Annotated in this window: 22 protein-coding genes and 2 tRNA genes; 13 read left to right on the plus strand and 11 right to left on the minus strand. The window is 65.9% G+C overall.

Annotation, left to right across the window (positions count from 1 at the left end):
* Nucleotides 1-3 precede the first annotated feature (3 nt).
* The 4 genes from hemQ to hemL are packed head-to-tail and all read left to right on the plus strand — an operon-like array spanning nucleotide 4 to nucleotide 3,879.
* Nucleotides 4-690, plus strand: a complete 687-nt coding sequence (gene hemQ / locus ON062_RS10485) for a hydrogen peroxide-dependent heme synthase (protein ID WP_274647092.1) — start codon at nucleotides 4-6, stop codon at nucleotides 688-690.
* On the plus strand, nucleotides 687-1,604 hold the full coding sequence (gene hemC / locus ON062_RS10490; protein WP_274647093.1) for a hydroxymethylbilane synthase: 918 nt from the start codon (nucleotides 687-689) through the stop codon (nucleotides 1,602-1,604). The genes hemQ and hemC overlap by 4 nt, the downstream gene beginning before the upstream one ends.
* On the plus strand, nucleotides 1,601-2,566 hold the full coding sequence (hemB, locus tag ON062_RS10495) for a porphobilinogen synthase (RefSeq protein ID WP_274647094.1): 966 nt from the start codon (nucleotides 1,601-1,603) through the stop codon (nucleotides 2,564-2,566). Before hemC ends, hemB begins: the two co-directional genes overlap by 4 nt.
* Nucleotides 2,563-3,879 (plus strand): glutamate-1-semialdehyde 2,1-aminomutase, encoded by a 1,317-nt coding sequence (gene hemL / locus ON062_RS10500; RefSeq protein ID WP_274647095.1) that lies wholly within the window; start codon nucleotides 2,563-2,565, stop codon nucleotides 3,877-3,879. The genes hemB and hemL overlap by 4 nt, the downstream gene beginning before the upstream one ends.
* Before the next feature lie 53 nt (nucleotides 3,880-3,932).
* On the opposite strand, the gene ON062_RS10505 is transcribed toward hemL, so the two are convergent.
* The 4 genes from ON062_RS10505 to galU all read right to left on the minus strand — a co-directional run bounded on the left by ON062_RS10505 (nucleotide 3,933) and on the right by galU (nucleotide 6,580).
* Nucleotides 3,933-4,005 (minus strand) — tRNA-Ala (locus tag ON062_RS10505).
* A gap of 63 nt (nucleotides 4,006-4,068) precedes the next feature.
* Entirely contained in the window at nucleotides 4,069-4,980 is a 912-nt protein-coding gene (locus tag ON062_RS10510; protein ID WP_274647096.1) for a large exoprotein, read from the minus strand.
* Nucleotides 4,981-5,038: 58 nt separating this feature from the next.
* A complete protein-coding gene (locus ON062_RS10515) occupies nucleotides 5,039-5,668 on the minus strand; it encodes a GNAT family N-acetyltransferase (protein ID WP_274647097.1) in 630 nt (209 codons plus the stop codon).
* A gap of 24 nt (nucleotides 5,669-5,692) precedes the next feature.
* On the minus strand, nucleotides 5,693-6,580 hold the full coding sequence (galU, locus tag ON062_RS10520; protein ID WP_274647098.1) for a UTP--glucose-1-phosphate uridylyltransferase GalU: 888 nt from the start codon (nucleotides 6,578-6,580) through the stop codon (nucleotides 5,693-5,695).
* 84 nt (nucleotides 6,581-6,664) lie between these two features.
* Here galU and ON062_RS10525 point away from each other — a divergent pair, with 84 nt between their 5' ends.
* The 3 genes from ON062_RS10525 to mscL are packed head-to-tail and all read left to right on the plus strand — an operon-like array spanning nucleotide 6,665 to nucleotide 8,030.
* Complete coding sequence (locus ON062_RS10525) at nucleotides 6,665-7,261, plus strand: 5-formyltetrahydrofolate cyclo-ligase (protein ID WP_274647099.1); 597 nt, start codon at nucleotides 6,665-6,667, stop codon at nucleotides 7,259-7,261.
* A gap of 15 nt (nucleotides 7,262-7,276) precedes the next feature.
* The gene (locus ON062_RS10530) at nucleotides 7,277-7,552 is read left to right on the plus strand and encodes an FmdB family zinc ribbon protein (protein ID WP_274647100.1); all 276 of its coding nucleotides are present in this window, start codon (nucleotides 7,277-7,279) and stop codon (nucleotides 7,550-7,552) included.
* 52 nt (nucleotides 7,553-7,604) lie between these two features.
* Nucleotides 7,605-8,030 (plus strand): large conductance mechanosensitive channel protein MscL, encoded by a 426-nt coding sequence (gene mscL, locus ON062_RS10535; protein ID WP_274647101.1) that lies wholly within the window; start codon nucleotides 7,605-7,607, stop codon nucleotides 8,028-8,030.
* A gap of 224 nt (nucleotides 8,031-8,254) precedes the next feature.
* On the opposite strand, the gene ON062_RS10540 is transcribed toward mscL, so the two are convergent.
* Complete coding sequence (locus ON062_RS10540) at nucleotides 8,255-11,950, minus strand: AAA family ATPase (RefSeq protein ID WP_274647410.1); 3,696 nt, start codon at nucleotides 11,948-11,950, stop codon at nucleotides 8,255-8,257.
* A 198-nt stretch (nucleotides 11,951-12,148) separates the two neighbouring features.
* On the opposite strand from ON062_RS10540, the gene ON062_RS10545 reads away from it, so the two are divergent.
* The gene (locus ON062_RS10545; protein ID WP_274647102.1) at nucleotides 12,149-12,688 is read left to right on the plus strand and encodes a methylated-DNA--[protein]-cysteine S-methyltransferase; all 540 of its coding nucleotides are present in this window, start codon (nucleotides 12,149-12,151) and stop codon (nucleotides 12,686-12,688) included.
* 49 nt (nucleotides 12,689-12,737) lie between these two features.
* Here the strand turns inward: ON062_RS10545 and ON062_RS10550 are convergent, their stop codons facing one another.
* Both ON062_RS10550 and ON062_RS10555 read right to left on the minus strand, forming a co-directional pair.
* Nucleotides 12,738-14,360 (minus strand): cation acetate symporter, encoded by a 1,623-nt coding sequence (locus ON062_RS10550; protein WP_274647103.1) that lies wholly within the window; start codon nucleotides 14,358-14,360, stop codon nucleotides 12,738-12,740.
* A complete protein-coding gene (locus ON062_RS10555) occupies nucleotides 14,357-14,707 on the minus strand; it encodes a DUF485 domain-containing protein (RefSeq protein WP_274647104.1) in 351 nt (116 codons plus the stop codon). The genes ON062_RS10550 and ON062_RS10555 overlap by 4 nt, the downstream gene beginning before the upstream one ends.
* Nucleotides 14,708-14,851: 144 nt before the next feature.
* Between ON062_RS10555 and ON062_RS10560 the strand changes: the two genes are divergently transcribed.
* The 5 genes from ON062_RS10560 (at nucleotide 14,852) to ON062_RS10580 (ending at nucleotide 17,924) form a co-directional block, all read left to right on the plus strand.
* On the plus strand, nucleotides 14,852-15,697 hold the full coding sequence (locus tag ON062_RS10560; RefSeq protein ID WP_274647105.1) for a LuxR C-terminal-related transcriptional regulator: 846 nt from the start codon (nucleotides 14,852-14,854) through the stop codon (nucleotides 15,695-15,697).
* 17 nt (nucleotides 15,698-15,714) lie between these two features.
* Nucleotides 15,715-16,065, plus strand: a complete 351-nt coding sequence (locus tag ON062_RS10565) for an Lsr2 family protein (protein WP_274647106.1) — start codon at nucleotides 15,715-15,717, stop codon at nucleotides 16,063-16,065.
* A gap of 127 nt (nucleotides 16,066-16,192) precedes the next feature.
* A complete protein-coding gene (locus ON062_RS10570; RefSeq protein ID WP_274647107.1) occupies nucleotides 16,193-16,471 on the plus strand; it encodes a Fe-S cluster assembly protein HesB in 279 nt (92 codons plus the stop codon).
* A 77-nt stretch (nucleotides 16,472-16,548) separates the two neighbouring features.
* A complete protein-coding gene (locus ON062_RS10575; protein WP_274647108.1) occupies nucleotides 16,549-16,854 on the plus strand; it encodes an AlpA family transcriptional regulator in 306 nt (101 codons plus the stop codon).
* Nucleotides 16,851-17,924: a hypothetical protein gene (locus ON062_RS10580; protein WP_274647109.1), complete on the plus strand. Its 1,074-nt coding sequence runs from the start codon at nucleotides 16,851-16,853 to the stop codon at nucleotides 17,922-17,924. The genes ON062_RS10575 and ON062_RS10580 overlap by 4 nt, the downstream gene beginning before the upstream one ends.
* 13 nt (nucleotides 17,925-17,937) lie before the next feature.
* Here the strand turns inward: ON062_RS10580 and ON062_RS10585 are convergent.
* The 4 genes from ON062_RS10585 to ON062_RS10600 all read right to left on the minus strand — a co-directional run bounded on the left by ON062_RS10585 (nucleotide 17,938) and on the right by ON062_RS10600 (nucleotide 22,694).
* Nucleotides 17,938-18,009 (minus strand) — tRNA-Arg (locus ON062_RS10585).
* A 58-nt stretch (nucleotides 18,010-18,067) separates the two neighbouring features.
* Complete coding sequence (locus ON062_RS10590) at nucleotides 18,068-18,811, minus strand: formylglycine-generating enzyme family protein (RefSeq protein ID WP_274647110.1); 744 nt, start codon at nucleotides 18,809-18,811, stop codon at nucleotides 18,068-18,070.
* Between the two features lie 76 nt (nucleotides 18,812-18,887).
* Nucleotides 18,888-19,250 (minus strand): nuclear transport factor 2 family protein, encoded by a 363-nt coding sequence (locus tag ON062_RS10595; RefSeq protein ID WP_274647111.1) that lies wholly within the window; start codon nucleotides 19,248-19,250, stop codon nucleotides 18,888-18,890.
* Between the two features lie 39 nt (nucleotides 19,251-19,289).
* Nucleotides 19,290-22,694, minus strand: a complete 3,405-nt coding sequence (locus ON062_RS10600; RefSeq protein WP_274647112.1) for an error-prone DNA polymerase — start codon at nucleotides 22,692-22,694, stop codon at nucleotides 19,290-19,292.
* Between the last annotated feature and the right edge of the window lie 3 nt (nucleotides 22,695-22,697).

Consider the following 22,697-nt stretch of genomic DNA (forward strand, 5'->3'; position numbering starts at 1 on the left):
GGGATGAACGAAACGCCTGTCGCCGACGCCTCCGCCGCCTCTGAACCCACGGGGTACACGCTGTGGGCGGTGTTCTGCCGCGACGGCGCTCAGCCCGCACCCATCGGCGATCTTGCCCCCGCTGTGGCCGAGGTCGAAGCCATGGGTGTCACGGTTCGCGGCTGGTACGACGTCTCGGGCCTCCGCGCCGACGCCGACCTGATGGTGTGGCTGCACGGCGGTCAGCCCGAAGTCCTGCAGGCCGCGCTGCGCACGCTGCGACGCGCCGAGCCGCTGTCGGGGCTGCTCCCGGTGTGGAACGCCATGGGCGTGCACCGCGATGCCGAGTTCACCGCGAGCCACCTGCCCGCCTTCATGCGCGACAAGGAGCCCGAAGCCTGGCTGACCGTCTACCCGTTCGTGCGCTCGTACGACTGGTACATCCTCCCCGAGGACGAGCGCCGCGCCATGCTCGCTGATCACGGGCGAAAGGGCTCGGAGTACCGCCAGGTTCTCGCGAACACGGTGGCAGCGTTCGCATTGGGCGATTACGAGTGGATTCTGGCACTCGAGGCACCCGAGTTGGTCGACCTCGTCGATCTGATGCGCCACCTGCGTCAGACCGAAGCCCGCCGTCACGTGCGCGAAGAGGTTCCTTTCTTCACCGGGCGCCGCATCTCGATCGACGAAGTCGCCGAGGTGCTCTCGTGAGCAATTCCGTCGTGCGTATCGGTACGCGAGGCAGTGCTCTCGCCCTCACACAGACCGGCATGGTGGCCGACGATCTCGCCGATGCCACTGGCGCCCGCACCGAACTGGTGACCATCACCACGGACGGCGACCGTTCCAAAGAGCCGCTGTCGCGCGCGGGTGGGGTGGGCCTGTTCACCGGCGCGCTGCGTGACGCTCTGCTCGCCGACGAGTGCGACATCATCGTCCACTCGCTGAAGGACCTCCCCACGGCTCCGCACGACGACCTCGTCATCGCCGCGATCACCGCCCGCGTGGATCCCCGGGATGCGCTGTGCGCGCGCGACGGCCTGACCCTTGATCAGCTCCCCCAGGGCGCACGCGTCGGCACCGGTTCGCCGCGCCGCGTCGCGCAGTTGCGCGCACGTCGCCCCGATTTCGAGGTGATCGACATCCGCGGGAACGTCGACACGCGGCTCGCGCGTGTGACCGTTGGGGATCTGGATGCCGTCGTCCTGGCCTCCGCAGGGCTCACCCGCCTGGGCCGCACCGACGTCGTGACGGAGTACCTCGACGCCGATGCGTGGCCGACGGCCCCCGGCCAGGGCGCGCTCGCGATCGAAGTGCGCCGAGGCGAGGAGTCGCTGGTCGCGGCGCTCGATCACTCTGAGACCCGCGCCGCCGTCGAAGCCGAGCGCCACGTGCTCGCGATTCTCGAGGCTGGATGTTCGGCACCGCTCGGCGCGCGCGCCGTCGTGGACGCCGGGCTGCTGCTGCTCTCTGCGAGCGTCTACAGCCTCGACGGCACCCGCGTGCTGACCTCGTCACACGGCGCCGTCTGGCCCGACGACGGCGCACCGCTCGATGTCGCAGGAGCGGTAGCCCGCGATCTTCTGGCCGACGGAGCCGCTGAACTGACAGGAGCCTCCGCATGATCGTCCGCCCGCGCCGCCTGCGCTCCACGCCCGCCCTCCGACGTCTCGTCACCGAGACGCGCGTGCACCCAGCCGACCTGGTGCTCCCGATGTTCGTCCGTGAAGGGTCGGGCGACCCCGTGCCGATCTCGTCGATGCCGGGCGTCGTTCAACACACCACCGAGTCGATGAAGCCCGCACTCGCGCGCGCCGCGGCCGCCGGCATCGGCGGCATCATGTTGTTCGGGGTTCCCGAGCACAAGGATGCCACGGGGTCCGGCGCGGACGACCCGGCCGGCATCCTGAACGTCGCGACCCGCGTCGCGGCCGCGGAAGTCGGCACCGACCTCGTCGTGCAGACCGACCTGTGCCTGGACGAATTCACCGACCACGGCCACTGCGGCGTGCTCGATAGCCGCGGCGCTGTCGACAACGACGCAACGAACGAGCGCTACCGCGCCATGGCGCTCGCGCAGGCCGAGGCGGGATCTCAGCTGCTGGGACTCAGCGGCATGATGGACGGTCAGGTCGCCGAAGTGCGCGACGCACTCGATGCCGCCGGGCACACGGACCTGCCGATCCTGGCGTATGCGGCGAAGTACGCCTCGGCGTTCTACGGTCCGTTCCGCGAAGCCGTCCAGTCCTCGCTCGTCGGCGACCGTCGCACCTATCAGCTCGACCCTGCGAACCGCCGCGAAGGCCTCCGCGAGGCCGAGGTCGATGTCGACGAGGGCGCCGACATCGTGATGGTCAAGCCCGCCATGAGCTACCTCGATGTCCTCGCCGACGTCGCTGCCACGAGCCCCGTACCGGTGTGGGCGTACCAGGTGTCAGGCGAGTACGCGATGATCGAGGCCGCCGCTGCGCAGGGGTGGATCGACCGTCGACGAGCGATCGAAGAGTCGATCGTCAGCATCCGCCGTGCCGGTGCTGACGCCGTGTTGACATATTGGGCTGTAGAAGTGGCGGAGTGGATTCGATGAGCACCAACCAGACCGAGTTCGACCGCGCCCGGGCGGCCATGCCCGGCGGTGTCAACTCCCCCGTGCGCGCCTTCGGCTCGGTCGGCACGACACCGCGCTTCTTCGTCTCGGCATCCGGCCCGCGCGTCACGGACGTCGAAGGCCGCGAGTACGTCGACCTGGTCGGCTCGTGGGGCCCCGCAATCCTCGGGCACGCACATCCTGCCGTCGTGAAGGCGGTTCAGGATGCCGCGACCCGCGGCCTGGGATTCGGAGCGTCGACGCCGGGCGAGACGGCGCTGGCCGAGCTGGTCGAGGCCCGTATCACGCGCGACGGCGCACGTCCCATCGAGAAGCTGCGTCTCGTCTCAACGGGCACCGAAGCGACGATGACCGCGATCCGCCTGGCTCGCGGGGCCACCGGGCGCGACCTGGTGGTGAAATTCGCCGGGCACTACCACGGACACTCGGACGGGCTTCTGGCTGAGGCGGGCTCAGGAGTGGCGACGCTCGCGATGCCGGGCTCAGCGGGTGTTCCGGCGCCGATCGCCGCGCAGACACTCGTTGTCCCCTACAACGACCTCGACGCGCTGGGTGAGGTCTTCGCCGCGCGCGGTGACGACATCGCGGCGATCATCGTCGAGGCTGCCCCCGCGAACATGGGAATTGTGCCCCCCGCCCGCGGTTTCAATGCCGCCATCGCTGATCTGGCGCATGCCCACGGGGCGTTGCTCATCCTTGACGAGGTGCTCACCGGGTTCCGGGTCGGTCCTGCCGGCTGGTACGGCATCGACCCCGTCGCATTCGCCCCGGACCTGATCACCTTCGGCAAGGTCATCGGTGGCGGGATGCCGCTGGCCGCCCTGGGCGGTTCTGCGGCGCTCATGGACCTCTTGGCACCTCTCGGGCCGGTCTACCAGGCGGGAACGCTCAGCGGCAATCCTCTGGCCGTTGCGGCGGGCTTGGCGACGCTCGAGAACCTCGACGCCGCCGCGTACGGGCGCATCGATGCCGCGGCTGCCCTGATCGCACAGGCGACGGCATCCGCTCTCTCCGCCGAAGGCGTCGCGCACGTGGTGCAGTCCAGCGGAAACCTGTTCTCGGTGCAGTTCACCGCGACGGCGCCGCACCACTACGACTCGGTCAAGGCGCAGGATGCGTTCCGGTACCCGGCGTTCTTCCGGGCGATGCTCGACCAGGGCGTGTCGCTTCCGCCGTCTGTCTTCGAAGCCTGGTTCGTCTCGGCGGCGCATGATTCCGAGGCAGTGAGCCAGATCATCGATGCGCTGCCGGCCGCGGCGAAGGCTGCCGCCGAGGCGACACCTGCGACATAGCCGACCGGGCATACAACAGCGCCGGCCCTCGTTTCCGAGAGCCGGCGCTTTTGTGGACCTGAGGGGAATCGAACCCCTGACCTCCTCGATGCGAACGAGGCGCGCTACCAACTGCGCTACAGGCCCGTGAACCTCGAAAAGGCTATCACGCTCTGACGCGGCACTGAGACCGCGAGAGGCCGCGGTGCGTCACCCTGCGGCACGACGAGCGAGCAGTTCGCGCACGTGCGCTTCGATCTCGGCGTCATCGACATACCCCATGCGAGAGTAGGCGCTGGGCGCGGCATCGGCGTCGCCGTTACGACCCTCGCCGGCGGCCGCTCGCGCCACTCGGGCGGTGTCGATCGACGGCGGCTTCTGGGCGTCTGCCCGCTGGCGTATGTCTTCTTCGAGCGCAGCTCGGCGCAGCGCGTCCCGCGCTGCCTCGCCGTCCAGGACGGCAGCTGCCTGCGACCCGGCGGACGCCGTCAGCGGGCGCGGGATCGAACGCGGAGCCCACTGGCGGGGCTGCGTCTCAAGCGCAACATCCTGGACTGTGGCGACGGGGCGCGCGACGGGGGGCGCGGCTCTCACCGCGGCGCGAGCCCCGACGCGGGCCATCCGATTGAGCAGGAGAGCTGACGTAGCCAGGCCCACGGCGCCGGCCCACAGCAACAGCTGGTTGCCGGTCAGGACGACCTGCACGCCGCCCCACACGCCCACGGCGACCGAGACGACGGCGAAAACGGTGAGCGCGAGACGGAAGCGTCGGCGGGCGCGAGCCTGTCGTGCAGACGGCGCCGCACGCACGGCGAGGCGCTCCATGCGTGCATGTTCGAGGTCGATCCGCGACTGTTCCAGCGCCGCACGTTCGCGATTTGCGGTCGCCTGACGCGCCAGTTTCTGCTGCGCCATGGCCGTACGGGCATTCAGTTCGAGGTGAACTTCGGCGGGTGTTTCGCTCGTCTCAGCGAGCACACGCAACGCCTGATTCAGGCGAACCGCATTGCGCTCGGCCGCGTCGTACTGACGTCGGCCGTACCAAGAGGGGAGCAGATATACCAACCACAACAGGGTCGCGACCAGAACGATCACGCCTCCACCCCACACCTGCCCACCCATGGAGTAAACGGTAAGCGACCTGGGCGCCGGCACGCCGCAGGGGTATGCGCGTGTCGCGCTATGCCTGCATCAGGTCACTCGGCGGCACGGCTGCCGCATCGCGCGGTGCGCGCCCTGACACCCACCGCTCGAGCACACCGTGCGGCACGTCTTCGCGCACGAGCGCGAAGCAATAGTGGTCGCGCCAGTCGCCATCAATGTGGATGAACCGTCGGCGCAGGCCTTCGTACCGGAAGCCGAGCTTCTCGACCACACGCAGGCTCGCGTGGTTCTCGGGTCGGATGCAGATCTCCATGCGGTGCAGACGCAACTCGGTGAAGCACACATCGGTCGCCAGTGCGACAGCGGTGGGGGTGATGCCCTTGCCCGCGAATCGCCGGCTCACCCAGTAGCCGATCGTCGCCGAGGCGAGCGACCCCCGTGCGATGCCCCACACATTGAGCTGACCTGCGATCTGTCCGTCATGCTCCATCACGAATGGCACTCCGCCGCCTTCGCGATACTGCTGGAGCAGGCGGCGCACCCCCAACCGCATGTCGAACGACACGGCACCGTCGGGGTTGGTCGCCTCCCACGGGCGCAACCAGTCGCGGTTCGTGAGGAGCTCGTGCTGCAGGATCTTCGCGTCGCGCGGCTTGATGAGCCGAATCGACGTCGCACCGTGGGTGCGAGGTGCGCTTACATCCACCGCCACCCCCTCGAGCAGGCGACGTCAGAGCGTCGCAGCGAACTCCTTGAACCACGGCCGCAGGTCAGGTCCGAGATCCTCCCGGTCCGCAGCGAGCTGCACGATGGCCTTGATGTAGTCCAGCCTATCGCCGGTGTCGTAGCGGCGGCCACGGAACACGACTCCGTAGACTCCGGGGCCATCGGGATCTGCGGCCATCTCCTGCAGGGCGTCGGTCAGCTGGATCTCGCCCCCCTTGCCCGGCTCAGTACGCTCGAGAATCTCGAAGATGGACGGCGGGAGCACGTACCGCCCGATGACGGCCAGGTTGGACGGAGCATCCTCTTTCGCCGGCTTCTCCACCAGCGCGGACACGCGGACGACGCCCTCAGCGTCGGTGGGCTCGACCGCGGCCGCGCCGTACATGTGGATGTGATCGGGATCGACTTCGAGCAGGGCGATGATCGCCGCACCGGTGCGCTCGTGCTCCGCGAGCATCGTCGTCAACAGAGGGTCACGCTCATCGATCAAGTCATCACCCAACAGCACCGCGAACGGCGAATCCCCCACGTGAGACCGTGCGCGCAGCACCGCGTGCCCCAGACCCTTGGGCTCACCCTGGCGAACGAAGTGGATGTCGGCGAGATCGGTCGACTCCTGCACTTTCTGCAACCGCTGACGGTCGCCCTTCTTGAGCAGATTGCTCTCGAGCTCGGGAACCGAGTCGAAGTGGTTCGAGAGGTTGTTTTTGTTGCGGCCGATGATGATCAGGATGTCTTCGATACCCGACTGCGTGGCCTCTTCGACCACGTACTGAATCGCCGGTTTGTCGACGACGGGCAACATCTCTTTCGGCATCGCCTTGGTCGCGGGAAGGAAACGGGTGCCGAGTCCGGCTGCAGGAATAACCGCTTTGAAGGGCTTGGAGCTCATGCCGCATACCTTACCCATCGCCGATGACACGGATGTTTCGCGGCATGATCGGGTAGCCTGCCGCGACCGCTTAGAATCGAGGTCATGTCGGATGCCATCGCAGATGCCAAGCGCGCGCTGCGCGCCGAACTGCGAGAACGGCGGCAACTGATGTCACAGCAGGCCATGGAATCGGCTGCACACGGCATCCGCGAGCAGCTCGATGTTCTCACCAACGAGTTGGGGGTGCAGTCGATGTCGTGTTTCCTCTCAACACCCAGCGAACCCGGGACGCATGAGTTCGTGCGCGGCGCGGTCGAGCGCGGCATCCGTGTCCTTCTCCCCATCACCCGCGCGGACGGGCTCCTCGATTGGTCTGTGGTCACCGACGACACGTCTGTTCAGGAGGGCCTGTTCGGAATCCCGGAGCCCGACGGCGAGCTGCTCGGGCCGATCGCTGTCGATGACGTCGACCTCCTCGTGATTCCTGCCGCAGCCGTCGACAAGACGGGAATGCGTCTGGGCTGGGGGCGAGGCTACTTCGACAAGACCCTCGGATCGATGGAGCAGCGCCCGCCTGTCTATGCCGTCGTCTTCGACTCTGAGTTCGTCGACGCCGTACCTCAAGATCTCCACGACCAGCCGGTGACCGGCATCGTGACACCAACGAGAACCCTCACCCTCGCGCCCGAGCGGCGCTGACACGCACGGAGAACCATGCCCACCTACGCCTACGCCTGCAAGAGTTGCGGACACCGCTTCGACGCCGTGCAGTCATTTTCGGACCCGACGCTGCGCGAGTGCCCGGAATGTGCAGGCGAACTGCGCAAGGAGTACGGGTCGATCGGTGTGACCTTCAACGGCTCCGGCTTCTACCGCACGGATTCACGCGCCTCCGGCTCGTCCGGCACCTCGGCTTCCGACAGCGGGTCGTCGAGCGCTGTATCGTCCAAGAAGTCCGAGTCCACGCCCGCCGCGGCGTCAACCACGTAGAGTCTCACCAACGCAGCAGTCCGACGCTCGTCGGCACGAATCAGGGGGAAAAATGATTCAGGGATTCAAAGAGTTCATCTTCCGAGGCAATGTCATCGACCTGGCAGTCGCCGTGGTTATCGGCGCCGCATTCACCGCGATCGTGACGGTCGTTGTCGAATCGCTCATCAATCCGCTGGTCAGTTTGTTCTTCGCCGCAGACAGCCTGGCGACCGCGCTGACCTTCACCGTGCCCACGCTTTTCGGCGGCACGGCGACGTTCTCGTTCGGCGCGATCCTCGCCGCGGTGCTCAGCTTCCTGTCAGTCGCAGTCGTGGTCTACTTCGTGTTCGTTCTCCCCATGAACAAGGCACGCGAACGTTCCGAGGCGAAGAAGGGCGTTGTCGCAGATGAGACGGCGCTGCCGACCGAGACGGAACTGCTGATCGAGATCCGCGACCTGTTGCGCGCCCAACAGGGCCAGGCGCCCCGCGCGTAACTAAGGCAAGAGCGCCCCGACGTTCGCCAGGATCACTTCAATAGTGCGGCGGAACGTCTCGGAAGAGTTGCGCATCGTTCGGGCCGCTTGCGCCCTTCGCCGTTGACGGTCGGGACGCGGCATCCGATTCTCGTTCATCTGCCGGCGCAGGTTCTGCGGTCGTCCCGGGTGCTGGTGTCAGCTTTGCTCGACGCGCCCCCGCGACCCGCTCAATGCGTTGCCGCTCATTCGAAGACATCGAGCGGCTGCGTATCGTTGTCGGCCTTGGGCGTTTCGGGAGCCACTCCCAGAAGTGCGGCGATGCGGGATGCCACGGCAGCCGTGTCGCTGTAGAGGTCGAACGAGTGGACACGCACGTAGTGCCAGCCGAGCCTACGCAAGATCTGGGGGCGCAAGCGCAGGGCCTCGCGCAACGACTCACCGATCGTCTCGGGGTCACTCTCCACAACGACCGCTTTGCCGTCGTACTGAGCGACGAGCGGCAGGATGCCGCGGTAGTGCACATCGACAGACAGTCCCAACCGCCGAAGTTCGCGGGCCAGACCGCGCGTGAGGGGATCAGCCAGGTCTTCCAACCGGGCGTCGCGGGCGCGGCTGGCCAGATTGCCAAGAATCGACATGAGCGTCGCCGCACCGTACTCGAGTCGACCCTCATCGAACGCTGAGGGGCGGATCGACGAAACCATGACCATCGACCGACGCGCGCGCGTCATTCCCACAGTCAGCAATCGCTCGCCATCAGGGGTCGAGAGGGCGCCGAAGTCGCTGAGCACTCGGCCGTGCTTGGTGAGGCCGAACCCGAGCGAGAAGATCACACGGTCGCGGCTCTCGGCCACGGACTCGTCGAGGGTGAGCACCGCAAAGGGTTCTGCGGTCTCGCGTCCCACGAAATCCGCCACGTCGCTACGGCCCGCGAAGGCCGCATCAACGGCGGCGCGGACGCGCTCGGCATGCTTTCGACTGGCCGTGACCACCATCAACGACTCGTTGCCGCGGTTGACGGCATGCTCGACCACGAGAGTAACCACGCGCCGCACCTCGGCGTCGGGGCTCTCGACCGCGCCGCTGATCGGGTCGGGCGCCCCGCTTCCGCCTTCGACGTAGTCGACGGTGAGGCTTCCCCTGCCGAGGTACGAACCCGCCCACGGGAACGAGACAATCTCCCCACCGTAAAAGGCGTCGTTCACCAGTTCTGCGAGATCCTCCCCGCCAGCACGGTAGCTGCGGGTGAGCGTCTCCACCGGCAGCAGTTCGGCCAGGCGCTCGAACACGCTGATGCTGTCGAACGGCAGATCATGTTCATTCGGCTCAGCGGTGGGCGTTGCAGCGACAGTGAAAGGCGTCGGCTTCTGCGTCACCGGATCACCGAGCACCACGACCTGGCGGGCACGCCGCAGTGCTGGCGCCGCCTCTGCCAAACACAGCGATGTTGCATCGGCCACGATGACGACGTCGAACGGCTCGTCGGGAAGGCGCGGCACATCGTACGGTGACGCCAACCACACCGGCGCAAGCGATCGCAGCAGACTCGGAGCGACACGGGACAGCTCCCGTGCCGTCGCGGCACCCGACTTCAGGGCTGTCTTCAACGCCGCCGCTTCGTCCGGGAAGTCGACGATGGCTATACGCCATTGCGTGGCCAGTCGGTGAGCAAGCTGGTGACCGGATGCAGCGGCATGCGCCTCGTCGACAAGGCGGAAGTCGCGCTCCAGGCGGTCGACGATCGCGGTGTTCGCGCCCAGCAAGGTGCGGTCGGTGCGCAACAGGTGCTCGAGCGCTGACTGCCACCACGCGTACTCGAGCTCATCAGCCACGTGATCTTCGGGCACGTGTCGTACTGAGAGCTCTTGGAGCAGCGGGCCCAAGCCGAGTGCGTCGAGTTCGTCCCGGAGGGTCGCCCGTTCGACCAAATTGTCGAACACGTCCGAATCTGCTGCCAGGGCTGCCAGCGTTCGCACGAGATCGGCGACGGGAAGAGCGACGAACCGGTCGGCGCCTGTGCGCCCCAAGGTGCGGTCGAGTTCGTCGAGGTCGGCCACGACCCGTTGCCACGCCACGTGAGTATCAGCGAGACCCGCCGGCACGTCGGGCACGACGCCCGCGTCGACGAATCGCTGCCACTGCGTGCGCTGATGTTGGATGCGCAGCAGAGCGTCGTGCATGTCGGAGATATGCACCCCCGGGCGCACATACTCTTTCGACAGTCGACGCAAGCGACGGCGATTTGCCCCACTCATCGAGGGCGCGTCACGGCGCGGGCCGTGCGCGTGAATCAGTTCCCCCAGCGGCCGCTCGAAAACGGTCAGGCTGAAGCGATCCAGAGAGTCGCGGATTCCCTGCAAAAGCGTCAGGTACTCGCCCAGCTCCTCAATGGTGGTGAACGGGCGCATGTGCGTACGCGAGACCAGGGCATATCCGCGTTCGAGCAGCGTCGGAACGTCGCTGCGGTGCAGCTTTCCGGCCAGCGCGTGTGCGGCACGCGCCTGCTCGGTGGTGTCGAACGACACGCCGTACCACGGCGAGTCGTCGGGTCCGAAGCGGAACTCCCCCAACCGCGCAGCCGCCGCGAGTGTCGACGCCGCGTCCTGTCGCGTCGTCGCGAGCTTGGACAACGCTCTGAGGTCGAAGCGCGCGGTCGTCGAGGGCGGCGTGTCCCGCTCGGCGAGCAGTGCGAGCGCTCGCAGGATTTCGAGCACCGACACACCGAGTTCGGGATGCCGCGCGGTGACCGCTCCGCGATAGTCGCGCAACACCCCTCGCAGCCGCACGAGCGCATCGTCAACCTCGGCAACCTTGGGCGCCTGAGCCTTCTCATTGCGCCCGATTGCGCGGATCAGATCGCGCTTCAGGTCGCCCGGGGACAGCGCGAGCGCAGGAAGACCAATTCCGGCGAGCCTGTGGCGTACGCCATCGAGCGTGGAACGGCGCGGACTGACCACCATGACGCGCTTGCCCTCGCGAACAAGAGCCCCCAGTGCGTTGATCACAGTTTGCGTGCCGCCGGTGCCCGGCAACGTGTGCACCGCAAGAGACTGCCCCGCAATGATGCGATTCAACACGCGCTCTTGCTCGGAATCTGCGTCGAGGAGGAGCGTGTCGGCGGCAGGTGGGCGCTCGTCGAGCGGTGTCGGGGCCGGGACATCGCGCACCGTCGTAACGGTCTCACGGTCGTCGGCGTGACCTGCGAGCGCGTTGAGCACGGGATGATCGAGATCAGTCACGTCGCGAGCCATGGCTCCGGCAACGTCTGCGAACGTCGACACAAGGAGACGGGGCACGACGACGAACGTCGGGAGCGAGGCGGTGATCGCGCGGAGGTGGTCGATCACCGGTTGAGGCTTGAAAATGCCGCCGTCATAGGCGAGGGCGGCGAGACCAGCGGCATCGATCTCGATTCCGAAATGAACCCGAAGTGCGCGAATGAGTTCGGGGTTGACGGTGAAGATACCCTCGAGCTTCAGCTCGAAGTCGGAATGGTGGCGGCGAATCCGCAACGGGCGTAGCAAGACGGGCGCCGTGCAGGCCATTCCCCCGATGCTCCACTTCGCGAACCCCACGCCCAGCCGAACGGAGTCGATGCCGCGGGTCGTCCGCAGTTCGACGTTCTTGGCGGTGATTCGCTCTGCCGCCAACCGCGCGTTCCGGAGCGCAACCTCGTCGCGGAACAGCCCCGACAGCAATGTCGACCGCCCCGTGATGAATTGCGGCAGGCTCCCCGGGTGGGCTTTGGTGATCTCGATCGCCGCATCATCCACGTCGGAGAAATGCAGCAACGTGGAGCGTCCGCCCAGTTGAGCCGCTTCCTGACGGAGTCGGTCGCGTTCGGTGTCGGCCACGTGCACAACCCGTGCGTCGGGGTCAGCAATGCCGAGGTCACTCGGTGTTACCACTGCCACCACCTCGGCCTCATCTGCGCCTATCACGACGCTGCCTTCTGCTCGCCACACACGAGCAACCCTAGGCGCGCAATGCGTGGAGCACTTGCAGGCGAAGGGAGTTTCGCGGTATTGGGTGGCATCCCGCGGGCCCCCTCCTCCCCAGGAAGGAGCCACCAATGCGGAGCGCACAAAGATCCCACCTGAAGCGAGCGGATGCCACTTCCCCCTCACAATGGGCACATGACGCTCTCCACCTCCTTCCGCTATCGGGTACACCCCTCCCCCGTCGGCGACATCATCATCGTGGCCGGCGATCACGGTGTGGTCACCTTGCATCCATTCGAGGGGCCGCTCTACGCCGAAATTGCCCGCGTATCACTGGCCGTGCGCGCCCCGCTCGAACCGGACAACGAAGACGCAAACGACAGCACGTGTGCCCAGGCCGCCGCGCAACTCGACGAATACTTCGCCGGCGAGCGCGACACGTTCGATGTCGCCTTGGATTGGAGTAACGTGCGCGGCTTCACCCGCGCCGCACTCGAGGCGGTATGCGACATTCCCTATGGGGAGACCGCGGGCTACGGCGAAGTGGCGATCGCTGCGGGTAGCCCTCGCGCGGCCCGAGCCGTGGGGACGGCGTGCGCGACGACGCCGTTCTCGATCGTCGTTCCTGTTCACCGCGTCGTCCGCGCCGACGGTTCCCTCGGCGAATACGGCGGACGGCCTGAGGTGAAGCAGTTCCTTATCGACGTGGAGCAGGGGTACTCGTCACGCACGTGATGCGGCCCGGACGACACCCGCCGTCCGGGCCGCATTTCCCCCCGCCTGGTTAGTGGTCCGTCGCCTTTTCGGCACCGAAGCCGGTCAGCGAGCGCACCTCCATCTCGGCCGCCTTCCGTGGATCTTCCTTCTTATTCGACAGCACGGAGCCGAGCCAGCCCAAGAAGAATCCGAGCGGAATCGAGACGATGCCCGGGTTGTTCAGCGGCCAGATCGCCACGCCGACGTCCTTGAATACGCTCGTCGGCGTGCCCCAGAACACCGGGGAGAGCACGATCAGGACGATGGCTGCGGCAAGCCCGCCGTACATGCTCCACACCGCGCCGCGCGTGGTGAATCCACGCCAGAACAGCGAGTAGAGAATGGTCGGCAGGTTTGCCGACGCAGCGACCGCGAACGCCAGTGCCACCAGGAAGGCGACGTTCTGGCCCTGGACCCCGATCCCACCGATGATCGCCAGCACGCCGATCACGATGACTGTCCGCCGCGCGACCTTGACCTCCCCGTCCGGTGGCACGTTGCCCTTCTTCACCACGTTCGCGTAGATATCGTGCGCGAACGATGCTGCCGCGGTGATCGTGAGCCCTGCGACCACGGCCAGAATCGTCGCGAACGCGACCGCAGAAATGAAGCCGAGGAGCAGCGGGCCGCCCAGAGCAAATGCAAGGAGCGGTGCGGCGGAGTTCACCCCGCCCGGTGCCTCCTTGATCGTCTCCGGGCCGACGAGTGCGCCTGCGCCATAACCGAGGACGAGAGTGAGCAGGTAGAACAGGCCGATGAGCCAGATCGCCCAGACAACCGAGCGTCGTGCTTCTTTCGCGGTGGGAACGGTGTAGAAGCGCATGAGAACGTGCGGCAGGCCCGCGGTGCCGAGCACGAGCGCCAGCGCCAGGGAGATGAAGTCCCAGGGCTTGGCCCCGTACTGGACGCCCGGACCCAGGATGGCGTCCTGCGGGTCAGTCGTCGACGCGGCGACCGCGCTTTCGAGGAGCGTGTTAAGGCTGAATCCGTTGAGCGCGAGCACCCAGATCGTCATAACGACGGCGCCGCCGATCAACAGGAATGCCTTCACGATCTGCACCCACGTGGTGCCCTTCATTCCCCCGACGAGCACGTACACGATCATCAGCACGCCGACCACCGCAACCACGATGGACTGCCCGACCTGGTCGCCGATGCCCAGCAGTAGCGAGACCAGTCCTCCCGCGCCTGCCATCTGCGCGAGCAGGTAGAAGAAGCACACCGCGAGCGTGGTGATGGCAGCCGCCATGCGAACCGGCGTCTCCTTGAGGCGGAACGACAGGACGTCGGCCATCGTGAATTTGCCCGTATTACGCATCAACTCCGCCACGAGAAGCAGCGCGACCAGCCACGCCACAAGGAAGCCGATCGAATACAGGAAGCCGTCATATCCGTTGATCGCGATGGCGCCACAGATTCCGAGGAATGACGCGGCCGACAGATAGTCTCCGGCGATCGCGAACCCGTTCTGCGGCCCGGTGAACGAGCGACCAGCAGCGTAGTAGTCGGCCGCCGTCTTGTTGTTCCGGCTTGCCCTGATCACGATGAAGAGCGTGACGGCGACAAAAGCGCCGAAGATCGAAATGTTCAGAATCGGATTGTTTTCCACGGTCTGAACGGCGGCATCGACACTGCCCAAAAACTCATTCATGCCGCGTTCTCCTTCTGCTCGAGTTCATCGCGCAGTTTGCTCGACAGCGGATCCAGCCGGCGATTGGCGAAGGACACGTACGCCATCGTGATGATGAATGTGGTGGCGAATTGGCCAAGCCCGAGCAACAGTCCAACGGTGATATCACCCCACACGCGCTGCGACATGAATTCGGTCGCGAAAGACGACATCAGCACATAAGCGAAGTACCAGACGAGGAACGCCACGGCCATCGGAAACACGAAGCTGCGCTGACGCTTCTTCAGTTCGACGAATTCGGGCGATTCCTCGACTTCGACATAATCGATGCCGCCCGGCGGTTGGGTAGCGTGGGGGGTATCTGACATGTGGCCTCCTTGCCTCATGAAAGGGCGCAACGTCGCGCCGGTGGGGGTTCCCCGGTCAGAGCCGCTTTCGAGACCAACCGGGTGGTATGGTCGACGCTACGAAAGCGGCACCGCAGCCGTTACCCCCGGAAGTAGGTAGTGCGTGTGATCACGCCGTCTCCCCCCGACAATGCGCCTCGACTGGTCGCACACGCCGTGTCTGAGCTTGCGCGCCGCACGCGGTTTCCCGTCGCGTTCGGCGGGCTCGAGACCGAGGGCGCGATCCACATCACGTCGATTTGCGGCGCCCGCACCCGCAACCTCGATGGCCTCGTCGTGCAAGCCTCACGGGGTCTCGGCGGGCGCGCATTCGTCGAGAAGCGCCCCCGGCTCGCCCTTGACTACGCCTCTTCCCGCGCAATTACCCACGACTACGACACCGTTATTTTGGGCGAGGGGATCGCCACGCTCTTTGCCGTGCCGATCATGGTCGCCGGCAATGCGCGCGGCGTGCTGTACTGCGGGTCGTGGGGGCAATCGCCCGTCGGAGACGTCGTTGCTCGCCCGGCGATCGCGGTGGCAGACGAGCTGGCTACCGAATTACGGATCAGCGATGAAGTCGAGCGGCGGGTGAACCGTATGCCGGCGCGCACCGATATGCCGCCGGCGCTGAGGGAAGAGCTTCGCTGCAGCTACGCCGAGCTGCGGCGGGTCAGTGCGGGAATCAGCGACGCCGCGTTGCGCGCCGAGCTCGCGAAGATTGAACAGCGCCTCGCTGTGCTGTCGTCGGATCACACGATGCCCCCGCGTCCGGAAATCCGGCTGTCTCCGCGCGAGGTCGATGTCCTGGCGTGCGTGGCCGTCGGCGCCACCAATGCCGAAATCGGCACACGCCTCGGACTCAAGGAAGCCACGGTGAAGTCCTACCTGCAAACGGCAATGTCGAAATTGGATGCCACCACGCGGCACTCTGCTGTCGCGGCGGCACGACGCGCTGGCGTGTTGCCGTAATCCCCTAAGGTGACGTTATGGCCCGAAGAATTGTGCACCAACTCGTCGATGATCTGGATGGAACAATCCTCGAAATAGGCGACGGCGAGACCGTCACCTTTTCGTTGGACGGCACCGCGTATGAGATCGACCTCACCCAGGCCCACGCCACCGCTTTGCGCGAGGCATTCGCGCCCTATATTGACGCGGGACGCCGCGTGACGTCATCCCGCACGGCAAATTCCGGTCCGACTCCGCGTTCGCGTCGCCGCAGCGGCCAACAGGACTATTCCGCCGTGCGTGCATGGGCAAAAGAAAACGGGCATCAGGTTTCCGAACGAGGCCGAGTTCCGGCATCCGTCATGGAAGCCTACGAGGCTGCTCACTGAGCGCTCTCCCCTCGCGAACCTCCGTATCCGGTGTGAATAACGTGATTCGGCGCGGTCTCCGGTTGCGAGTCGCGTGAATTCTCGGAATCGTGGCCGGTCCGCAACCCGCGAACCGAAGGAGAAAGCAATGCTCACCCTGACCCCGACCGCGGCTGAAGCCGTCAAGACCATCGTCGCCCGCGTTCCGCAGATCGATGACGGCGGCGTTCGCATCCGCGATACGGGAGCCGAAACCGGGTTCGAACTCAGCGTCACTCCGGCACCCGAGTCAGAAGACACTGTCGTCGTGACGGAAGGCGCGCGGGTATTCCTCGACGCCACAGCAGCGGCCGCGCTGGATGACCGAGTGCTTGACGCCGAGGTCGGCGACGACGGATCCGTGCGTTTCGCGCTGAGCGCGGCATAGCTCGCAAGATGTGACAGAGGGCCCCGCGCTGTGCGGGGCCCTCTGCGTATGTGCGGCCCGGCCGCTAACATGCGCTCATGCCCACAGATCGTCCCGAAGTCATGACCGTTGCCGATGTCGCCGCGAGGTTCGGGGTCTCCGAGTCGACCGTACGCGTGTGGTTGACCCACCGCGATGCGGGGGCGACGGGCGGCGTGCCGTCGGTGCTACCCGCGCCGCTCGCGCGGGGCGTGGTCTGGTTGGCCGCAGACATCGAAGAGATCGCACCGATCGTCGAAGCCCGTAGCCGCAAGGGCGGGCGACCGCGCGCGACGCCTGAGCCCGCCGATGTCGAATCGGGTGCCAGCGGCTCGACTGAGGCGGGCAAAGACGGAACCCCATGACCCGGCCGCCACACCGGTGGGTCGAGTGTCGCGTCGGCACGACCCGCATTCAGCTGAGCACACGTTCCCCCGTCGCGGTGGTTCGCGCAGCGGAAACTACCACCCTCACCGCGACATGGAGCGACCTCGATGTCGGTTCGCGGAGTGTGTCTGCGACGATCCTTGCCTCACCCACCGGTGCGTGGGTGCTCTATGCGCCGGACGAGTCCGAACCGCCGCACCCCGACCAGGGCACCGGGGCGGCCATCCACGTGAACCCCTGCGCTGAAGTGACGCGCTTCGTCCGGGTGCCGTCTCGCCAGGCGGCGGGTGCGACATGCCACGGGCTCTGGCTCACCGACGCGACATTTCCGGACCCGCGCGACGACCGCGCATGGACATGCCAGGCAGTCGTTCACGTGCTCGATGTCGACGGGACCATGCACGCGCTCGCCACAGACCGAAGGCTCGCGCTCGCCATGAACTCTGTCGATGGGGATGCCGCGCACCTCACGTTCTATTCAGGAAAGCCCCGCGCAAAACGCGACGGGTTCGGAGGAGCGTCCTATTCGTACGAGTACACGCGAATCTCTCTCCCCGCAGGGCACTTGCCCACATCGATCGCGGTTGGCGACTATGAGGCAGAGGCGATCGGCGAGCATGCGATGTTCGATGAGATGATGCGTCTGTCGCCACACGAGATCGATCCACCCGTGCCCGCCCCGAGCGTCGCGTGGGACCTTGTGACGTTGACGCACGATGAGATCAGAAGTGCCGTGGATGCCGTGATCAAAGAGTTTGGCGACCTTGACTCGTTCTGGCACGGCGACGCCGGCGAGACGCATCCTCTCTCCGACGGCCTGAGCATGCCGCGGGTGGTGGCGATCGGCCCGTGGCCCGACACTCGCGTCGAGGTCTCGTTCACGCATCCTCACTACGCGGATGGTCGGATGCGCCGCACGCTAGGGGTGTTCGACGAAGCCGGCCGGGTCATCCCACCGCTGTACGCCTCGGTGCACTTGATGGAAGACCTGGACACGCGCCGTCTTCCCCCGGCCAGTGCGGCACAGAACGGCATCCTCGACATCTGAGCCCTCACGCGAGTGCCCCTGGAGGGACTCGAACCCCCAACCGTTTCCTTAGGACGGAACTGCTCTTCCATTGAGCTACAGAGGCTGGCCTGACCCAGTCTACCGACCCTCGCACACCGGCCCGGCACGGAGACACATTCCTGTCAGCGCCGCGGCGTCCAGCCCAGCGGCAGCGGACCGTCCGTGTCTGCCCGCTGCTGGTCGGCGACTGCGGACCAGCCCTGCGCGGCATCCATCCCATCGAATCCGCCGCGCGCCACACGAAACCCGACGTCATCGTGATGCATGCGGGGAGCACCTCCGCGGCGGGTCGATGCCCTGACACTCCAGGCGTCATCGGCGAACCCTCCTCCGCGGAAGACACGGTACGAGTCGTAGCGCGCTGGGTCGAGGAGATCCCAGCACCACTCCCATACGTTGCCCAGCGTGTCGAAGAGCCCGTGCAGATTCGGGAGCTTTGCCCCGACATCCTGCGGCGCCGTGACACCATCGGCGCTGGTCCACGCGACCTCGGCGAGCGGACCATAGTGCGGCCCCGTGGAACCCGCACGGCAGGCGTACTCCCACTCTGCTTCGGTGGGCAAACGATAGCCGTCGGAATCGATGTGCCACGTCACGTCTTCGCCGTCGAACGTGTACGCCGGGTCGAAGCCTTCCCATTCTGATGCGGCATTGCAGAATCGGATGGCGCGCAGCCATGACACGTCAGCGGCTGGGCGGCGCGGGTAGCGTGCGTTCTCGCCAATGATCTCGGCGAGCTGCTCTTCGGTGACGGGGAAGACGCCGATCTCGAACGACTCCAGCTCAACCCTGCGTTGCACCTTGCGTCGCGCGTCGTGAAGCGTGACGCTTCCGGCCGCGATACGGGCCATGTCGATTTCGGTCACCGCGGCCTAGCGACGCTGGTCGAAGAGGATCTGGTTGCTGACCGAAAATTTGCCGAGCATGCCTACTCCCCCGCTCTCATGCTTCCTGCGGAAACCACCAGTCCTGAAACTCGCATGCTTTCCCTGACTCATCAAAGCGCACGAGCCAGACGTTCGCATACGCTCCCGCCTTGACCCCGTCAGTGTAGGTGGTCGTCCCTCGAATGACGGCGTGTCCCGGTGTCTCGAGATCGACGCCACCCGAGTAGCTCCAGGTCTCGGGGGCATCACGCTCCTCATCCCAGAGTGCCACGATCGCGTCGATTCCCGTCGCAGGGTCGAGGTGCCGCGCGCTGCCGCGATAGGTGGCGTCTTCGGTAAAAAGTGCACGGATACTGTCACCGTCATTCGTGCGCCACGCATCGAGGTAGCCATCGAGGAATCGCTGTGCGTTACTCATGGGTCGAGCCTGGCACGATCGACACGCGCGCGTCGAGCATCAGCGAAAATCGCGCGATTGATGGTGCACGCTCACCTGAAGGTCTTCGAACCGATCGGCCAGCAGATTCGTCACGCCCTCGGGTGAGCGTTCGAGAATGCCTCTGACGATCAGCGCTGGCGCATCGCGCACGACTCGCCGATACCTGTTCCACACCCCCGTCGAGCAGATCACGTTCACGAGTCCGTGTTCGTCTTCGAGGTTGAGAAAGGTGATTCCGGATGCCGTCGCCGGGCGTTGCCGGTGTGTCACGAGCCCCGCCACTTCGATGCGCCTGGTGCTCTCGTGCGTGCGCGTCCCGCGCGAGGTGATCACTCCGCGCGCATCGAGCGCCGATCGATAGTGGGTCATCGGATGATCATCGGTCGAGATCCCTGTTGCCCAGAGATCGGCCGCGAGCTTTTCGTAGCTCGACTGATCCGTGAACAGCGGGGGCTGTACGGCCATCACCGTGTCTGGAAGAAAGTGTGCGCGATCCTGCGCCGCAGCCCCCGCGAGCCAGATCGCCTCGCGCCGGGACAACCCCAGGCACTCGAATGCGCCCGCGGTGGCAAGCGCCTCGATCTGGGCCTCGCTCACATCGGTACGCCGCACCAGATCGCGAAGATCGCGAAAATCACCATCTCTCTCCCGCGCATCCACGATGCGCTGTGCGACGGCACGCCCGATGCCTTTGACTGCCGCGAGTCCCAGGCGTACCGCGACGTGCCCGTCGCGACGATGCGCTTCGTACTCGTCCGGCGCGTTCGCGTCGAACTCTCCCGTGGGTGGCTGCGTGCGCGACGCGCACGATGCTCGCCCCGTGGGTTCACGCGGTGACGCGTCCCCCTCGAGCAAGGGCTCAAGGAGCGGCTCCACTCCCGAGCGCAGCAGGTCAGGGCGACGCACCTGCACGCCGTGACGACGGGCATCGGCGACGAGCGACGCCGGCGAATAGAAGCCCATCGGCTGCGCCCGCAGAAGTCCTGCCAGAAACGCTGCGGGGTAATGCAGCTTGATCCACGACGAGGCATACACAAGCAGTGCGAACGACAGCGAATGCGACTCGGCGAAGCCGAAGTGAGCGAATGCCTGGATCTTCGCGTAAATTGCGTCAGCATCGTCACCTAGGAGACCGTTCTCGGCCATCCCCGCATAGAGCTTGGCCTTCAGCGAATCGATGCGCTCGATGCCACGCTTGGATCCCATCGCACGGCGCAAGAGATCAGCATCCTCTCCGGTGAGTCCCCCTACGGCCATGCCCATCTGCATGAGCTGCTCTTGGAAGACCGGGATTCCCAAGGTGCGCTCGAGCACCGGCTTCAACTTCGGGTGCGCATAAGTCACTTCCTCAAGCCCCAACTTGCGCTTGACGAAGGGATGCACGGCGCCACCCTGAATGGGACCGGGACGAATCAACGCGATCTCGATCACCAAGTCGTAGAAGCGCCGTGGCTGCAAGCGTGGAAGCAGGCCCATTTGGGCCCGCGACTCGACCTGGAATACGCCGATCGAGTCGGCACGGCACAGCATGTCGTACACGGCGGGCTCTTCTTTCGGCAAGGTCGAAAGTTCCCACTCTTCCCCCGTCGCCGCGCGAATCATGTCGAAGCAGTACTGCAGCGCCGCCAGCATCCCGAGTCCCAAAAGGTCGAACTTCACCAGACCCATCCACGCGGCATCGTCTTTGTCCCACTGGATGACCGTGCGGTTCTCCATGCGCGCGTGCTCGATGGGCACCACCTCACCCACCGGCCTGTCGGTGAGAACCATTCCTCCCGAGTGGATACCGAGGTGCCGCGGTGCCTTCAACAGTTCGGCCGCGAATTCGATCACCTGGCCGGGAATGTTGTGATCGCCCAGCGTCTTCAGACCGCCCCACCCTTCGATCTGCTTCGACCACGCATCCTGTTGGCCGGGCGAGTGCCCGAGCGCCTTCGCCATGTCACGCACCGCGTTCTTCGGTCGGTATTGGATGACGTTCGATACTTGCGCCGCGCGTTCACGCCCATATGTGGAATACACCCATTGGATGACTTCTTCTCGTCGATCCGAATCGAAGTCGACGTCGATGTCAGGTTCTTCATCACGCAGGCTCGAGAGAAACCGCTCGAAAGGCAGGTCGTAAGCAATCGCGTCGACAGCCGTGATGTCGAGCAGGTAGCAGATCGCGCTATTGGCTGCCGACCCTCGGCCTTGACACAGGATGCCGCGCCGCCGCGCCTCTTGCACGATGCCGTAGACGATGAGGAAGTACCCGGGAAAATCCTTCATCTCGATCACCCCAAGCTCTTTTTCGATCCGAAGGCGATCGTCCTCTTTCAGATCGGGGTACTTCCGCGGAACCGCCTGCCACACCAGGTGGCGAAGCCACGACATGGGGGTATGGCCGTCGGGCACCGGCAGCTTCGGCAGCGCGGGCTTTGCCCGGCGCAGAGGGAAGGCGAGCTCGTCAGCCAGTTCGACGGTACGAAAAACGGCATCCGGATGCCGCACGAACCGCTCCGCCATCTCGGCTCCACTACGCAGATGCGCACTCGCGTGCGCGGGGAGCCATCCGTCGAGTTCGTCGAGGCTGCGATTCGCACGCACCGCGGCGACCGCGGCTGCCAACATCTGTCGCTCGGGGGCCGCGTAATGAACGTTGTTGGTTGCGAGCGTGGGCAGCCCGCGCTCTCGTGCGAGCCCGACGAGCAGGTCGTTGTGCCGAGCATCCAGCGGATTGCCGTGATCGATCAGTTCGACGAACACCGAGTCTCGACCGAACAGATCGACGAGTCGATCGAGTTCACCGGCGGCTGCGGCGGCGCCTCTTGCCTCCAGCGCCTGTCGCACGGCGCCTTTGCGGCAACCGGTGAGCACGGCCCAGTAGCCCGCCCCCTGGTCGGCGAGCTCGCCGAGGTCGTAGACCGGCCGCCCTTTCTCCTCACCCTGCAATTGAGCGTGCGTGATCGCCTTTGCGAGCCGGTGATATCCCTCCTCGCCTCGAGCTAACACGAGCAGGTGCGCACCGGCTGGTTCGGGATGCCCCTTCTGCGGTGCGGGAAGGTCCAACGATAGTTCGGCCCCGAACACAGTCTTGAGGCTCAGCGTTTCGGCCGCCTCCGCAAAGCGGACGATGCCGTAGAACCCGTCATGATCGGTGATCGCAAGCGCGTGCAGACCCAGCCTCTCAGCTTCTTCGACGAGGTCTTCCGGCGAGGAGGCCCCGTCGAGAAACGAGAATGATGAGTGCGCATGAAGCTCGGCATAGGGAACTGCTTCTTCGGGACGCTCGATGCTCGGCGCGACGTACGGTCCGCGCTTATGCGACCACGCGGGGCTGTCGCCGCCATCGACCCCGGCCGGCGGACCACCCGGACGGCGACGATCACTGAGGATGCGCTCCATCTCTGACCATGGCACTGACGGATTGTTGAAGCCCATCAG

This window comes from Microbacterium sp. C7(2022) (assembly GCF_028823665.1).
Classification (GTDB): domain Bacteria; phylum Actinomycetota; class Actinomycetes; order Actinomycetales; family Microbacteriaceae; genus Microbacterium.

Coding starts and splice junctions, on each gene's coding strand:
- hemQ (WP_274647092.1), top strand. CDS start 4: ATGAACGAAACGCCTGTCGCCGACGCCTCCGCCGCCTCTGAACCCACG.
- hemB (WP_274647094.1), top strand. CDS start 1,601: ATGATCGTCCGCCCGCGCCGCCTGCGCTCCACGCCCGCCCTCCGACGT.
- hemL (WP_274647095.1), top strand. CDS start 2,563: ATGAGCACCAACCAGACCGAGTTCGACCGCGCCCGGGCGGCCATGCCC.
- ON062_RS10510 (WP_274647096.1), bottom strand. CDS start 4,980: ATGGGTGGGCAGGTGTGGGGTGGAGGCGTGATCGTTCTGGTCGCGACC.
- galU (WP_274647098.1), bottom strand. CDS start 6,580: ATGAGCTCCAAGCCCTTCAAAGCGGTTATTCCTGCAGCCGGACTCGGC.
- ON062_RS10525 (WP_274647099.1), top strand. CDS start 6,665: ATGTCGGATGCCATCGCAGATGCCAAGCGCGCGCTGCGCGCCGAACTG.
- ON062_RS10530 (WP_274647100.1), top strand. CDS start 7,277: ATGCCCACCTACGCCTACGCCTGCAAGAGTTGCGGACACCGCTTCGAC.
- mscL (WP_274647101.1), top strand. CDS start 7,605: ATGATTCAGGGATTCAAAGAGTTCATCTTCCGAGGCAATGTCATCGAC.
- ON062_RS10545 (WP_274647102.1), top strand. CDS start 12,149: ATGACGCTCTCCACCTCCTTCCGCTATCGGGTACACCCCTCCCCCGTC.
- ON062_RS10550 (WP_274647103.1), bottom strand. CDS start 14,360: ATGAATGAGTTTTTGGGCAGTGTCGATGCCGCCGTTCAGACCGTGGAA.
- ON062_RS10555 (WP_274647104.1), bottom strand. CDS start 14,707: ATGTCAGATACCCCCCACGCTACCCAACCGCCGGGCGGCATCGATTAT.
- ON062_RS10565 (WP_274647106.1), top strand. CDS start 15,715: ATGGCCCGAAGAATTGTGCACCAACTCGTCGATGATCTGGATGGAACA.
- ON062_RS10570 (WP_274647107.1), top strand. CDS start 16,193: ATGCTCACCCTGACCCCGACCGCGGCTGAAGCCGTCAAGACCATCGTC.
- ON062_RS10575 (WP_274647108.1), top strand. CDS start 16,549: ATGCCCACAGATCGTCCCGAAGTCATGACCGTTGCCGATGTCGCCGCG.
- ON062_RS10580 (WP_274647109.1), top strand. CDS start 16,851: ATGACCCGGCCGCCACACCGGTGGGTCGAGTGTCGCGTCGGCACGACC.
- ON062_RS10595 (WP_274647111.1), bottom strand. CDS start 19,250: ATGAGTAACGCACAGCGATTCCTCGATGGCTACCTCGATGCGTGGCGC.
- ON062_RS10600 (WP_274647112.1), bottom strand. CDS start 22,694: ATGGGCTTCAACAATCCGTCAGTGCCATGGTCAGAGATGGAGCGCATC.